Annotated in this window: 10 protein-coding genes; 6 read left to right on the top strand and 4 right to left on the bottom strand. The window is 72.3% G+C overall.

Translation table 11 applies throughout. The features are described 5' to 3' along the window. Nucleotides 1-51: 51 nt before the first annotated feature. The 6 genes from QSK37_RS11110 to QSK37_RS11085 are packed head-to-tail and all read left to right on the top strand — an operon-like array spanning nt 52 to nt 8,246. Nucleotides 52-678 carry a cysteine hydrolase family protein gene (locus QSK37_RS11110; RefSeq protein WP_285619571.1) on the top strand — a complete coding sequence of 209 codons (627 nt, stop codon included), beginning with the start codon at nt 52-54 and terminating at the stop codon, nt 676-678. Further along, a complete protein-coding gene (locus tag QSK37_RS11105) occupies nt 675-1,451 on the top strand; it encodes an alpha/beta fold hydrolase (RefSeq protein WP_285619570.1) in 777 nt (258 codons plus the stop codon). The genes QSK37_RS11110 and QSK37_RS11105 overlap by 4 nt, the downstream gene beginning before the upstream one ends. Then, nucleotides 1,448-3,079 (top strand): FAD-dependent monooxygenase, encoded by a 1,632-nt coding sequence (locus QSK37_RS11100; RefSeq protein WP_285619569.1) that lies wholly within the window; start codon nt 1,448-1,450, stop codon nt 3,077-3,079. Before QSK37_RS11105 ends, QSK37_RS11100 begins: the two co-directional genes overlap by 4 nt. Nucleotides 3,080-3,100: 21 nt before the next feature. Further along, the gene (locus tag QSK37_RS11095; protein WP_285619567.1) at nt 3,101-5,203 is read left to right on the top strand and encodes a hydantoinase/oxoprolinase family protein; all 2,103 of its coding nucleotides are present in this window, start codon (nt 3,101-3,103) and stop codon (nt 5,201-5,203) included. A 10-nt stretch (nt 5,204-5,213) separates the two neighbouring features. Next, a complete protein-coding gene (locus tag QSK37_RS11090) occupies nt 5,214-7,538 on the top strand; it encodes a hydantoinase B/oxoprolinase family protein (RefSeq protein WP_285619565.1) in 2,325 nt (774 codons plus the stop codon). A gap of 60 nt (nt 7,539-7,598) precedes the next feature. Then, entirely contained in the window at nt 7,599-8,246 is a 648-nt protein-coding gene (locus tag QSK37_RS11085) for a TetR/AcrR family transcriptional regulator (protein ID WP_349497957.1), read from the top strand. A 142-nt stretch (nt 8,247-8,388) separates the two neighbouring features. Here QSK37_RS11085 and QSK37_RS11080 read toward each other — a convergent pair whose 3' ends face one another. The 4 genes from QSK37_RS11080 to QSK37_RS11065 all read right to left on the bottom strand — a co-directional run bounded on the left by QSK37_RS11080 (nt 8,389) and on the right by QSK37_RS11065 (nt 13,833). Next, complete coding sequence (locus QSK37_RS11080) at nt 8,389-9,828, bottom strand: glycoside hydrolase family 15 protein (RefSeq protein ID WP_285619564.1); 1,440 nt, start codon at nt 9,826-9,828, stop codon at nt 8,389-8,391. A 125-nt stretch (nt 9,829-9,953) separates the two neighbouring features. Next, nucleotides 9,954-10,400 carry an ester cyclase gene (locus QSK37_RS11075; RefSeq protein ID WP_285619561.1) on the bottom strand — a complete coding sequence of 149 codons (447 nt, stop codon included), beginning with the start codon at nt 10,398-10,400 and terminating at the stop codon, nt 9,954-9,956. Further along, the gene (locus QSK37_RS11070; protein WP_285619560.1) at nt 10,397-11,542 is read right to left on the bottom strand and encodes an NDMA-dependent alcohol dehydrogenase; all 1,146 of its coding nucleotides are present in this window, start codon (nt 11,540-11,542) and stop codon (nt 10,397-10,399) included. Before QSK37_RS11070 ends, QSK37_RS11075 begins: the two co-directional genes overlap by 4 nt. Beyond that, nucleotides 11,539-13,833, bottom strand: coding sequence for a hypothetical protein (locus QSK37_RS11065; protein ID WP_285619558.1), 2,295 nt, complete (start codon nt 13,831-13,833; stop codon nt 11,539-11,541). The genes QSK37_RS11070 and QSK37_RS11065 overlap by 4 nt, the downstream gene beginning before the upstream one ends. Nucleotide 13,834: the final 1 nt, after the last annotated feature.

The raw sequence follows: 13,834 nt of genomic DNA, 5'->3' as shown, positions 1-13,834 counted from the left end.
AAAGCCCCGGCACATCCATTCCTTAAGCCCCCTTGAGCGGAGGAGGTCGTGGTGACCGCACCCGTGATCGACGTGGACCGCACGGCGGTTCTCGTCATCGACATGCAGAACGATTTCATGGAGGAAGGCGCGCCTCTGGAATTTCCCGAAGGCCGCCGCGTCGTCCCGAACATCCAGAAGGTCCTCCACGCGGTACGCGAACGCGGGATGCCCGTGCTCTACGCCGCTCACGTCCACCGCCGTGGCGGCGCCGACATGGGAATCCACCGCGACCTCTATCCGCCCGTCGCGGCCGGAGAGGCGCTGGTCGACGGCGAGCGGGGAGGGGAGATCCATCGTGACCTGGCGCCGCGACCGGGTGAGCCGGTGATCAAGAAGCATCGCTACAACGCCTTCTACGCCACCGATCTGGAGCTGTTGCTGCGCGGGCTCGACGTCGAGACGGTGGTCCTCGCCGGGATGACGACTGAGTGCTGTGTGCTGGGGACGGCGCGCGGCGCGCTGGAGCGCGGGTTCCGGTCCGTGGTGCTCGCGGACGCGTGCGCCTCGTGCGACTACCCTGACCTGGGATTCGGCACCATGTCCGCCGCTGACATGCACGAGGCGGCGCTGCGGGTGATGACCCTGACGTCGTCGGAGGTCGTCGGCACCGACGAGTACCTGTCGCGGCTGCCGTGACGGAGCAGGCGACAGCGGGCGGCACCGGCCTCGTGCTGCTCCACGGTGGCGGGCCGGGGGTCGACGCCGCGAGCAACTGGGCCACGGTGTGGCCCAGGCTCACGTCCCGGTTCACGTGCCTGGCCCCCGACCTGCTCGGCTTCGGCACGCGGATCACGGATGTCGTGGGCGCGGAGCGGCCACGCGGCCCGCGCGCCTGGGCACGAGCCCGTGCCCGGCAGGTGCTGGAGTCGCTCGACCGGTCCGGCATGACCCGTGTCCATCTCGTCGGCAACTCGGTCGCAGGCGGCGCGGCGGCCCTGGCCCTCATGGCCGAGGCGCCCGAGCGGGTCGGGCGTGCCGTTCTCATGGGCGGCGCGGGCACCGGACCGCTGCCGGCCGCCGTCCCGTTCTACGACCGGCCCACGAGGGAGTCCATGCGCGTTACGCTCGCTCGGCTGGTCGCGGACGAGAGCGCGCACCGCGAGCTGCTCGACGAACTCGCGGACCTGCGGGTACGTCAGGCGCTGCGCCCCGGCGCGGAGGCGGACTTCCGTGCGATGTTCGCCGATGTCGCCGGCCAGCCGCCCCCTGTCGACCTCGGGAGCATCACCTGCCCGGTCCTGGCCCTGCACGGGGAACACGACCACGTCGCGCCGGTCGAGGTCTCCGCGCGGCTCGTCGAGGCGCTGCCGTACGGGCGCTTCGAGGTCGTGGCGGGCGCCGGGCACTGGATCCACGTCGACCGGCCGAAAGAGTTCTGTGACCTGGTGGAAGACTTCGTGAACACATGAGACGAACAGCGAGCGGTGACGGCGAACGCGTCGGTGTCCTCATCGTGGGGGCCGGGCCCACCGGTCTGACCCTTGCCATCGATCTCGCCCGGCGAGGCGTCGAGTGCCATGTCGTGGAGGCGACGGAGCAGCGCGCCGTCAACCCACGGTGCAACACCACGTCCGCCCGGTCGATGGAGATCTTCAGACGGCTCGGGCTCTCCGGCGACATCCGGCGCTCCGGCCTGCCGGCGGATCACCCGACCTCGATCCAGTACCGCACGAGCCTGCGCGGCGAGGAGATCTTCCGCATCGACCTGCCTTCCGCCGGCGAGGTGCTGGCGGGCGCGGGCAGGGACGGCTGGCCCACGCCGGAACCGCAGCACAGGATCTCGCAACTGTTCCTCGAACCCGTCCTGGAACGGCACGCGAACAGCCTCCCCGGGCTGACCCTCGAACGCGGCGCACGGCTGACCGGACTGCGGCAGGACGAGGACCAGGTCGAGGCGGTGGTGGAGTCCGCCGCCGGGACCCGGGTCCTGCACTGCGACCACGTCGTCGGCTGTGACGGCGCCCACAGCACCGTCCGGCGGCACCTCGGGATCCGCTACCAGGGTGTCGACGCCGTCCAGAAGTTCGTGTCGACGTTCGTCCGGTCACCGGAGCTGGGCCGTCTCGCGGCCCGGGACCGGGCCTGGACCTACTGGACCTATGGACGCCGGCCCGCGTCCATCATCGCGATCGACGGGCGCGACCTGTGGCTCAACCACGTGGCCTTCGATCCCGATCACGACACGGAGCACGAGGACCCCGAACGGCTTCTCCGGGAGGCGGTCGGCGGCCCCGTCGAGCACGAGGTACTCGGCGTCGTGCGCTGGACCGGCCGCCGGCTCGTGGCCGAGCGGTACCACGAGGGGAGGGTGTTCCTGGCCGGGGACGCCGCGCACATCTGGATTCCCGTCGGCGGATTCGGCATGAACGCCGGCATCCAGGACGCGGCGACGCTGGCCTGGATGCTGGCCGCGGTCCACCACGGGTGGGCGCCCGCGGACCTGCTCACCGCCTACGAGCTGGAGCGCAAGCCGGTCGGCGAGCAGTTCGCCCGCGCGGTGGGCGCGGCCGCTCGCGTCTCACTCGCGGACGTCTCACCCGACATCCACCTGCCCGGCGCGGACGGCGCGCGCGCCCGTGCCGAGCTCGCGCGACGGCTGGCGGCCACGGAACCGCATCGATACTCACCCGACGGTTTCAGTTTCGGATACCACTACGCCGGTTCCCCGCTCGTGATCGGCGGCACGGAACAGGCCGCCATCGACATGGGCGGCTACGAACAACGGGCCCAGGCGGGTTTCCGGCTGCCCCATGTCTGGCTCGACGACACCCGGTCGGTACTCGACGTGCTGGGGACCGGTTTCACGCTCCTGCGGACCGACCCCGGTGTCGAGGTGACCGCCTGGGCCGGCGCCGCGAGTGAGCTGGGCATCCCGCTGACGGTGGTCGACCTGCCCGGGCTCCCGCCCGACCGTTACCCCGGGCCGCTCCTGCTCGTGCGCCCTGACCAGCACGTCGCCTGGATCGGTGGGGCGGACGCCCGCCCCGGCGAACTGCTGCGGACGGCCACCGGGCGCTCCGTTTCCCAGCGGCGGTGACACATCGTGAGGAGAAAGCACATGCCATACGCACTGGGCATCGACGTCGGCGGCACGTTCACCGACGCCGTCGCCTCCGACGGCGCCGGCCGGATCGTGTCGGCCAAGACCCCGACGACCCCGTCCCACCGCGAGGTCGGCGTCCTCAACGCGATCGAGGAACTCGCGGGCGAACTCGGGATCGGCGTCGAGGAGCTGCTCACGCAGACCGACTACATCGCCCACGGCACCACGGCGTCGATCAACGCCCTCGTCCAGGGGACGGTCGCCGACGTGGGGCTCATCGCCACCAAGGGTCACCGGGACTCGATCTACATCATGAACGCCGAGGGCCGCACCCTCGGCAGGTCGGCGCACGAGATCCAGGACACCCTCCGCCGGCGCAAACCGGCCGCCCTGATCCCGAAATACCGCGCCCTCGAGGTCACCGAGCGGATCGACTACGCCGGCCGGGTCCTGGTACCCCTCGATGAGGACGAGGTACGCGAGGTCGCGCGGTCCCTCGTCGACCAGGGAGTCGAGGCGATCGCGGTCTGCCTGCTGTGGTCGTTCAAGAACGACGCCCATGAACGGCGGGTCCGGGAGCTGATCCACGAGATCGCCCCGCAGCTGTACGTGACGCTCTCCTCGGAGGTCAGCCCGCGGATCCGGGAGTTCGCGCGCACCTCCACCACCATCATGAACGCCCAGGTGGGCCCGCGGCTGCGCAGCTACCTGACCCCCCTGCGGCAGCGCCTGGAGGACGGGGGGCTCAAGGGACCGCTCCTGGTCATGCAGAGCGAGGGCGGGACCATCACGGCCGAGCGTGCGCCGGAGCAGGCCATCACCACCGTCGGCTCCGTGCTCTCGGGCGGCGTCATCGGCGGAATGCGCCTGGCCGAGCAGCTCGGGCACCGCAACGTCATCACCACCGACGTCGGCGGCACCACGTTCCTCGCCGGACTGATCGTCGACGGAGAACCGGTCATGGCGCCGGGCTCCATCGTGAACCAGTTCCCGATCAACGCGGCGACCATACGGGTGCACACCATCGGCTCCGGCGGCGGGGCGCTCGCGTCGGTGGACACGGGCGGGAACCTGCGCCTGGGCCCGCAGAGCGCCGAGGCCGTTCCCGGCCCGGCCTGCTACGGAAACGGCGGCACCCGGCCCACCAACACCGACGCCAACCTGGTCCTCGGGATCCTGAGCGAGCGCGGTCTGCTCGGCGGCAGGAAGCCGTTGCGGATGGACCTCGCGCGGCAGGCCATCGGCGAGCACGTGGCCGCGCCGCTCGGGCTCACGGTCGAAGAAGCGGCCATCGCCATCCACGAGGTGCAGAACGCGCAGGCGGGAGACCTCCTGCGGCGGGCCGTGGTGCAGGCCGGCTACGACCCTCGTGACTTCGTCGCCTACGCCTTCGGCGGCGCCGGTCCCGCCCACTGCGCCGGCTACTGCCGTGACCTGGGGGTGAGCGAGGTGGTCGTGCCTCTCGGCCCCGTCGCCTCCGCCTTCTCCGCCTACGGCCTCGCGGCCTCGGACGTCGCCGTGAGCACCGAGCTGTCCGATCCGTCCGCCTTCCCGATCGACCACCGGGCGCTCGAGTCGCACTACACCCGGCTCGAAGCCGATCTGCAGCGCGCGCTCGACCGCCAGAAGGTGAAGTTCCACGACGTCACGCTGCATCGCGAGATCGACCTGCGCTACTCGATGCAGGTCAACGAGCTCGCGGTCGCCATCCCCGACACGCGGTTCACGGAGCGCACCGGCGAGGAGATCCTCGAACGCTTCGAGGAACAGTACGAGCGCATCAACGGATCCGGGGCCGGCTATCGCGAGGCCGGCGTGCAGGCGATCACCTATCGCGTACGGGCCAAGGCCACGCTGGGCTTTCCCGTCGTGCTCCCCGAGATCGAGCAGGCCGACGGAACCGACGCGTCCGAGGCGCTGCTCGAAGAACGCCCCGTCTGCCTGGACTCGCAGACCGGCTTCGTCTCCACCCCCGTCTACGACTACGCACGACTGCGCGCGGGACACGAACTGGTGGGACCGGCCGTCGTCGAGGTGCCGACCACCGTGGTGGTGGTCCCCGCCGGAGTCACGGGCCGCGTCGACCGTCTCGGCAACCTCGTACTGAGCTACCAGTGAGGACCATTCGATGAAATCCGCCATTCCCGGGTCGGATGAGTTCACCAGCCGGCCGTTGCCCCGGGCGGAGCTGCTCAGCCGGATCTCGCCCCGGCTGCCGCTCCACCAGCTCGACGACGAGCAGACGCATCAGGTCAACGCCCTGACGTACGAGGTCGTCCGGCACCGGCTGTGGGCGATCACCCAGGAGATGGGCGAGACGCTTCGCAGGATGTCGGGCTCGCACGTCGTCACCGAGTCCAACGACTTCAACTTCTCCATCTGCGATGAGCTCGGCGAGCAGGTCCAGGTCGGCACCTACAACATCGGGCTGATCGGGTCCATGGACCTCGCCGTCACCTGGACGCTCCAGCACCGCAGCGACAACCCGGGCATCGCCGAAGGCGACATGTTCCTGTGCAACGACCCGTGGATCGGCGGCGGGCTCCACCAGAACGACGCCGCAGTCCTGGCTCCGATCTTCCACGACGGCAAGCTGTTCGGCTGGACCACGGCCATCGCCCACCAGGTCGACCTTGGGGGTCCGCGTCCCGGCTCCTTCAGCCCGTCGGCGCACGACGTGTTCGGAGAGGCGGTGCCCACACCACCGGTCAAGGTCGTACGTGACGGCGTGCTGCAGCGCGACATCGCCGACGCCTGGGTGCGCCGGTCGCGCCTGCCGCACCTGGTGGGGCTCGATCTGCGGGCCAAGATCGCCGCGAACAAGAACGCGGGGGAGCAGATCCTGCGGCTCATCGGCAAGTACGGCGCCGACACCGTCAAGGCCGTCATGCGCCGGATGATGAACGACGCCGAGCGCCGCCTGCGGGCCAAGCTCGAGACCCTGCCCGACGGCACCTGGACCGCGGTGGGGTATCAGGAGCAGGCGCACACCGGCGACCGCGGCCTCCATCCCATCAAGGTGGCGATGACGAAGGAACGCGACAGGCTCGTCTTCGACTTCCGCGGGACGGCCGGGCAGACCGGCATCATCAACTGCCCCTACCCGGGGCTGCGCGCCGGGATCGTCTTCACCGTGCTGCCGCTGCTGGCGGGGGACATCCCGTGGGCGGCGGGCGGGCTCATGCGGTGCTTCGAGATCGTCACCGACGAGGACACCATCACCAACGCCTCGTTCCCGGCCGCGGTCGGCAAGGGACCGTTCGGGCCGGCGTGGGGAGCGGGCAACCTCGTCGCCGAGGTGCTCGCCAAGATGCTGGACGCCAAACCGGCGCGCCGCGGCGACGTGCAGTCGATCTGCAACGGCACCACCGACCTGTGCGTGGTGTCCGGCGTCGACGTCCGGAGCGGCGCCCGCAAGGGATTCGTGTCGCCCGTCTTCGACGTCATGGCCGGCGGCTACGGCGCCCAGGTGCACTACGACGGCGTGGACACCGGCGGGCGGCTCATCATCCCGTCCGCGCGGGCGCCCGACGTCGAGATGACCGAGTACCTGTATCCCCTCGTCGCCCTGTGGCGCCGCGAGCAGACCGACTCCGGCGGACCGGGGCGGCAGCGCGGCGGGATGAGCGGTTCGGTCTGCTACGTGCAACACCCGGACCAGACCGGGACGATGTCGCTGGTCGTGTCCGGCACCGGCAAGGCCGCGAACCAGAACGTCGGCCTGGCCGGAGGCCATCCGGGCAACTCCCAGCTCGATCTGGTGGTGCGCGGCATCGACGTGCCCCGTCTCGCCGGGGCGACGGCCATCCCGGCCGGCCTGGACGAGCTCGGCGGCGACATCGAGGTGCTGCCCTGCGAGGGGGAGTCCCACCTCGGCCCCGACGACGCGCTCTACCTGCACTGGCAGGCGGGCGGCGGCTACGGCGACCCGCTGCTCCGCCCGGCCGGGAACGTACGGGACGACGTGCTGCACGCCCGCGTCTCGGCGGAGGCCGCGCGGGACGTCTACGGCGTCGTCCTCCGGGAGGACGGCGAGGTGGACCCGGCCGCGACCGACGAGACGCGCGGGAGGCTCCGGCAGCAGCGCGCGACCGGCTCCGGTCTGCCGGGCACGCGGCCCGCCCCGATCGGCGCGCCGGATCTGAGCGGCGCCCGCCGGCTCGACGACAACCTCGCCGTCCTGGAGTCGCCGGACGGCGGGACCGTCGTGTGCACCCACTGCGGCACGGGGATCGGGCCGCTGGCCGGGGGAGCGTTCGTCGCGGCGCTGGCCCGCCGCGACGCGGCCCCGGCCGACGCCGGCCCCCACATCTGGCGCGACCCGTCGGTGTACGTCGACGCGGAGATCGTCTTCCGTCAGCTCTTCTGCCCCGGCTGCCTGACCGCCGTCTACTCCAGGGTGGTTCCGGTGCATCACCCGCTCCCCGACGACGACTACCGAAGCTGGACGTGACCGTCTGACGGTCGCTCATCGACGACCGGGTGGCCATGCCGTTCGCCCTATCATTGACTGGTGGTGAGGGAATCCAGCTCTGCGGCGCCTGCTGTCGGCTCGAGCAGCCGTGACATCATCCTGGATACGGCTCGGGCCCTCATCACGAGCAGAGGGTACGACGGCATGGCCATCTCGGACCTGAGCGCGCGGTCCGGGCTGCCGCCCAGTTCGATCTACTACCACTTCGGCAACAAGCTCGGCGTCCTGGCGGCGCTGCTCGACCGCACCTTCGACGAACTGCACGCCTTGTTCCCGAACCCGTCGTCGTTCGACGACCGCGAGCCGCTGGAGCGCTTCGAGACGTGGGTCACGGCGGCGTGCGCCTCTCTCGACCGGCGGCCCGAATACCTCCGCATCCTGCTGGCCATCAGCGTCGGCCCGCACAAGGACACGGAGCCGGTGCGGAACACCGTGCGCCGGATCCGCGACTACGCGCACGCCTCCTGGGTGGAAGCCCTCACCCCGATCTTCGCGCCGAACGGCGGCGAGGACGACGAGGCCTTCGTGGACCAGCTGGCCGTACTCGGGCGGGCCATGACCGACGGGCTGTCGGTGACCAACAGCTTCGACGGCGTGAGCTACAGCTCGCACGTCGCCGCCTTCGTGGCCCTGATCCGTGGTCTCGCAGAACAGCAAGACCACGGATCAGCACCTCCGATTCACTGACTCGAAGCCGCAGACAGGGCACGTCCGATCAGCGGCCGATCAGCCGCATGTCGGCTTCTTATGCGGCGCGGGGAGGCCAAGCCGTTCCGTCATCCGCGAGTCGGAGAACGCCTCCCGGTAGCTTCCACGATGGCGAGCGAAATCACGCCGGAGGCGCGGGTACCCGGTCGCCGTCCAGTTCGGAAAGGGCCAGCACGGTGATCGCGCCGGTCCAGACGAGGGGTACGACGGACGCCGGCGTACCGGTCATGTCGATCTTCTCCGGGAGCTCACCCAGCGCGTCGCGGTGGTCGAGCAGCCAGTCGACGACCTGCCCGGCCTTCTTTCGCTCTCCCGTCGATGACCAGGCGAGGGCGAAGAACGCGGTCTCCGGGCCCCACGCCGTAGGCCACTGATGGTCGGGGTCGTCGCCCGGGACCACGCCTCCGTTGGGCTGGAGCAGTGCCTCGTACGTGCTGTCGATCGCGCTCGAGAGGTGGGCCGGGGCATGGTTGAAGGGCGGGGCCATGAACGTGACCGCCGAGTCCCGGCCGTGCGCCCCGTCGACGGTACGGGGATAGCCGAGCGGCGCGAAGTACTTCTTGATGCCCGTCGTCAGGTGACGGGCCGCCCGGTCCCACGTACGCGCGTCCTGCGGGTGGCCGCTGTGGCGGGCCAGGTCGGCCGAGGCGTGCAGTCCGGCCAGCAGCGGGGCGGCCGTTCCGATGTTCGGCGTGGTGGTGGCGACCTCCCAGTAGTCCGGGCCGGCCGGCGGCAGTCCGTGGGCGTCCAACGAGTCCGCGGCGTACGTGGCGGCCTTGTGAACCGTGGGATAGAGCGCCTCGAGCAGCCGGCCGCGCTCCTGTGCGGGCGCCGCCTGGTACCACTGCCACACCGCCCAGGGGACCCAGCCGTTGGCGTCGAGCTGCCACTGCCGGCCGTCCGGGGGGCCCGAGCCGTCGAGCTTCGTCCGGGCGTCCCAGGTGCCGTCCGAGCGCTGGGTTCGCGCGTTGTAGCCGAGGATCTCATACGCCTCCGTGAGGTGGCCCGTACGAGCCAGCGCCGCCGCGACGAAGCTCGAATCACGAGGCCAGGAGTACTCCCACGCGCCGTACCACGCGGCCGCGACCGCGCCGTTGCGCCGGGTCAGCAGGCGCATCGACAGGAGTGCCCGCTCGGCGGCCGACTTCTCCTCCGCCGTACGTCCGGGGATCGTCCCGGCCGCCAGCCAGGCGCGGGACTCCGCGATCTGGGCCTCCGCGTCCTTGTCACCGGCCGGGACCGTCACCGGCTGACCGCCTTCGGGCAGGTAACGCCACCGGCCGTCCGGCAGCCGCAGCACATTGCTGCCCGGCACATAGGACGCGCCGTTCGCCTCGGCAGGCGACACGGCGGCCGTGGTCTGCCGCGTACCGATGAGTCCGGCCGTGTACGCGGGCGACTGGTCGGCGAACGCCGTGGGCAGGCCGGTCGCGGCGGATTCGATGACCGCCAGCAGCGACACCGCGGCCAGCGCCGCGGGAAGACGCCGGACCGTGCGTAGGCGGCGGCGTCCGAGGGGATCGGTGGCCGGAATCGGACGACGGGGGTGCTCACTCGACATGCCCTGCGCTCCTGCGAGTAGATCGCGAACCACCGGCCCCCCGCCCGGCGAAGATCGAACAAGAGGTAAGCAGTCCGGCTGATCACGCGTCAAGGACGGTGTCCGCGATCACCGACGGTCGCCGCTCACCGCGGTCCGACCGTCTCCACGCCGAGCTGGGTGAGCAGCTCCACCTGGTCGTAGTAGAGCCGGATGTAGGAGACGACGTCGTCACGGACCACCCAGCGCTCGGCGTAGTGCACGACGACGCGGTTGCCGGTGGGGGCGATGACCCGGCCGTCGGCCAGCTTCAGCTCACCCAGGTGGGTGCCGGTGAACGTGCCCTCGACGCAGCCCTGCTCGCCGTCGGTGAACATGTTCTCCGGCCGCAGCTCACAGTCCGGGAACGCCGAGTGGTAGGTGTCGTAGAACAGCGCGGCACCCTTCACGCCGCTCAGCGTCGACCCGCCCGGGCCGGTGAACCCGGAGCCGGGGCCGTACCGGGTCAGGAACGACTCCCTGTTCCCGGCGTTCCAGTCCTTCACCCCGGCCAGCACGAACTCGCCGAACTCCATCCGCTCCTCCTCGGTCATGCCGGATCGTGCTCATGGACGATCAGGTGGCGGACTCCGTGCCCGCCGTGCAACCGGCGATAGCCCTCGCTGATGTCGGCGAGCCGGTAGCGGCCGCTGACCAGGCTGTCCAGCTGAATCTCCCCGCGCCGGTAGAGGTCCACGATCAGCGGGACGTCCGTGAGGGTGTTGACGCCGCCGAACAGCGCGCCCTGCAGTCGCTTGTGGCGCAGCGCGAGCAGGGTGCCGTTGAGCTGCACGGTGTTCTCGGTCGGGTCGCCGATCCCGGCCAGGGTCACCGTGCCGCCACGGCCGATCACGTCGACGGCCCGGGACACCACCTCCGGGGTGACCGTGCCGACCAGCACCACGCAGTGGTCGGCCAGGCGCCCCGCGGTGAGCTGGGCGACGATGCGATGCGCCTGCTCGGCGTCCGCGGCGGTGTGCGTGGCGCCGAGTTCCTCGGCGGTGTCCCGCCGCGAGGCGACCGGGTCGACGGCCACGATGTGCCGGGCCCCCGCCCAGCGCGCGCCCTGGACCGCGTGCACGCCGCTGCCGCCGATGCCATAGATCACCACTGTCTCGTCCGGTCGCACCTCGGCGGCCCGGACCACCGTGCCCCACCCGGTGAGTACGCTGCACCCGATCAGCGCCGCCGCCTCGAACGGGATGTCCGGGCCGACCGGCACCAGCGATGCCTCGGCCACCACCGCGTACCGGGCGAAGGTGCCCAGGTAGCTCATCCCGCCGAAATCCTGCCCGTCGGCGTGGAACCGGTACCCGCCGGCCGGTGTGTAGAGCGCGCCGTCGAGGCCGTTGCCACCCAGCTCGCACAGGTTCTGCCGGCCCTGCCCGCAGCGTCGGCAGGTGCCGCACGCCGGCACCGAGGAGCAGACCACGTGGTCGCCCGGACGGACCCGGGTCACGCCCTCACCGACCTCCTCCACCACGCCGGCGCCCTCGTGACCGCCGACCATCGGGTAGCGGACCGGCAGTGTGCCGGCCGGCAGGTGCCGCAGATGCTCGTCGGAGTGGCAGAGCCCGGCCACGAGCATCCGCACCCGGACCTCGCGCGGGGCCGGCGGGTCGAGGTCCAGCTCGACGATCTCCCACTCCCGCCCGGTTCCCCGGATCACGGCCGCCTCGGTGCGCACCGTCCTCACCCGCCCCTCGTGTCGGTCGCGTGGCCCGACCCCCAGCCGGAGAGGTCGAGCGGTACGTGGTGGGCGTGCAGCCGGCTCAGCGCCCGCACCAGCGAGGACTGCGCGTCCACCCCTTTGCGGTCGAGCGGGATCGCCACGTGGTCCTGGCCGGCGAGGGTCGCCTCGACCAGCCGGGTGAGCATCCCCGCCGGGCCGACCTCGACGAACACCCGCGCCCCCGCCGCGTGGGCGCGCTCCACCAGGGCCCGGAAGTCCAGATGGCGGACCGACATCTCGGCCAGCCGGTGCGCCACCGACTCGGCCTCGAGCTCCAGGGGACCGGCGACCGCGGCGGACAGGAACACCGGCCGGTCCACCGCCGTGGTGACGTTGCGGTTGAGGGTGACGAACGCGGCGAGCTCGGATTCCGCCGGCGGCGCGTGCAGCACCTGCTGGTAGGGCAGCCGGACGTGCTCGCAGCCCAGCCGCGCGACCAGCTTCGCGCAACCGCCGGGGTCGCCGCACACCACCACCTCGCGCGGCCCGTTGATGATGGAGATCCAGGTACGGTCCGGTGCGGTGATCGCGGCCCGAACCTCGTCCGGAGCGGCGAGCAGCACCAGCACCTCCCACCCAGGCCGCGCGGGTGGTTCCGGCAGCCGGGCCCAGTACTCCCGCACCGCGTCCAGTGGCCCGCTGAGCCGGGTGCGGAACAGCGGGGAATCGCGGAGCTCGGCCATCCGCGCGTCGGCGTCCGGGGCGGCCCAGACACCGAGGGCGCGCAGCATGCTGGACTCGCCGAGGCTGTAGCCGAACGCCACCGCCGGCCGCACTCCGAACACCTCGCGCAGCGCGCGCGTGAACAACACCGCGTAGGACATGCTCGCCGCCATGAGAGCGGAGGGTTCGGCGGCCAGCGCCCGCTCGGTGGCCGCGATCTCCCGGGCCGTCGGACGCCCCGAGAAGCACGGGTACAGCCGGTCCACCGCGAATATCCCGGCGGGGTCGGAGGTCATGGCCGCCATGCCGTGCAGGGTCGGCTCGAACAGCCGGAAGGCGTTCCGCGCGGCACCCGGATAAGCGGAGAACGCACCCGGGTACATGAACGCCACCGATCCCGCGCCGCCGAGCGGGCGGCCGGTCAGCGCACTGCCCCTCGGGGTGGACAGCTCCAGCCGCCCCTCGCCGAGCGCCCGCCGGCAGGCCTCGACCTCGGCGCGCAGCTGAGCGGCGTCCGCGGCGACCACCCCCAGGTGCAGCGCCCCGGCCGGGGGTCCCTCGACGTGCCCGGTCCGGGCCCGGCTCAGGGCGGCCCCCGGGTCGTCGTCCAGCGCGTCCAGCCGGGCCGCCAGGTCGGACGGGTCGGCGGCGCGCACCGCCACCAGGGTCACCGGCGTGGTCGGCACCAGGGCGGTACGGCGCGGCTGCGGGACGGCCGTGTCGGTGAACACCAGTAGCCGCGCGGGCTCAACGGCCAGCACCGCCGACCGGCGCGGCTCTCGGCCCCCGCGCAGCCACGGTCGTGGCGCCACCGGGAATCGCCGCTCGATGCCGGACTGGCGGGCCGTTGCCCGCACCGGGTCGTCCGCCCGGGTGCCCGGAATGAAGTTGCCGCGCAGCGCGAGGACGGCGCGCACCACCGCCTCGGCCCAGCCCAGCGCCTGCTCCACCGCGCGCCCCGGGACCGCGCCGAGGGCCGGCCGGGCCGGGGCCGGGATCAGCGCGTCCAGCACTGCGGCTGCCCGGTCCAACGCCGACGGCGGGCAGTCCAGCTCGACGTGGCTCGATCCGAGCGGGGGCCGGGTCGCCGGGAACGGTGCCGTCACCACTTCCTCCAGCACGGCGTAGCCGGTGGCTCCGGCGGTGGCCGGCGCCAGCACGAACGCCACCCCGCCGCCGCGCCTGTCGGTGGCGACGAGCAGCACCTGGGCGGCCGTCCCGGAGCGCAGCGGTTCGGCGGCGTCGTCCGGCCACCCGGTGCGCAGCACCGACAGCGCCCGTCCCCGCGTCGGGCCGGTGAGCCGGAGACGGGCGGAGACCAGGGCGGCGATGCCATCGGCGGCGCCGGCGTCGGCCGCGCCGGCCAGTACCGCGATCGGGCCGCCGGCCGGCGCCCGGCAGTCGGTCAGCGCCGCCCGGGCGAGCGCGGTGGCCGTCTCCGGTTCGGCCGTTTCGGCGGCCGCGGCGGTGTTCTCGGAGGGTTCGGCCGGACGACGGCGGCCGTCGTACAGCGCGGCCTCCACGGCGTCGAGGTCGCCGAACCCGCCGAAGCGGGCGGCGAGGCCGATCACGGCCAGCGGTATCGTCGCCATG

The sequence above is a fragment of the Actinoallomurus iriomotensis genome (genome assembly GCF_030269445.1).
GTDB lineage: Bacteria > Actinomycetota > Actinomycetes > Streptosporangiales > Streptosporangiaceae > Actinoallomurus > Actinoallomurus iriomotensis.
Note: the sequence above shows the minus strand (reverse complement) of the source record. Positions and strands in the feature narration are given on the sequence as shown.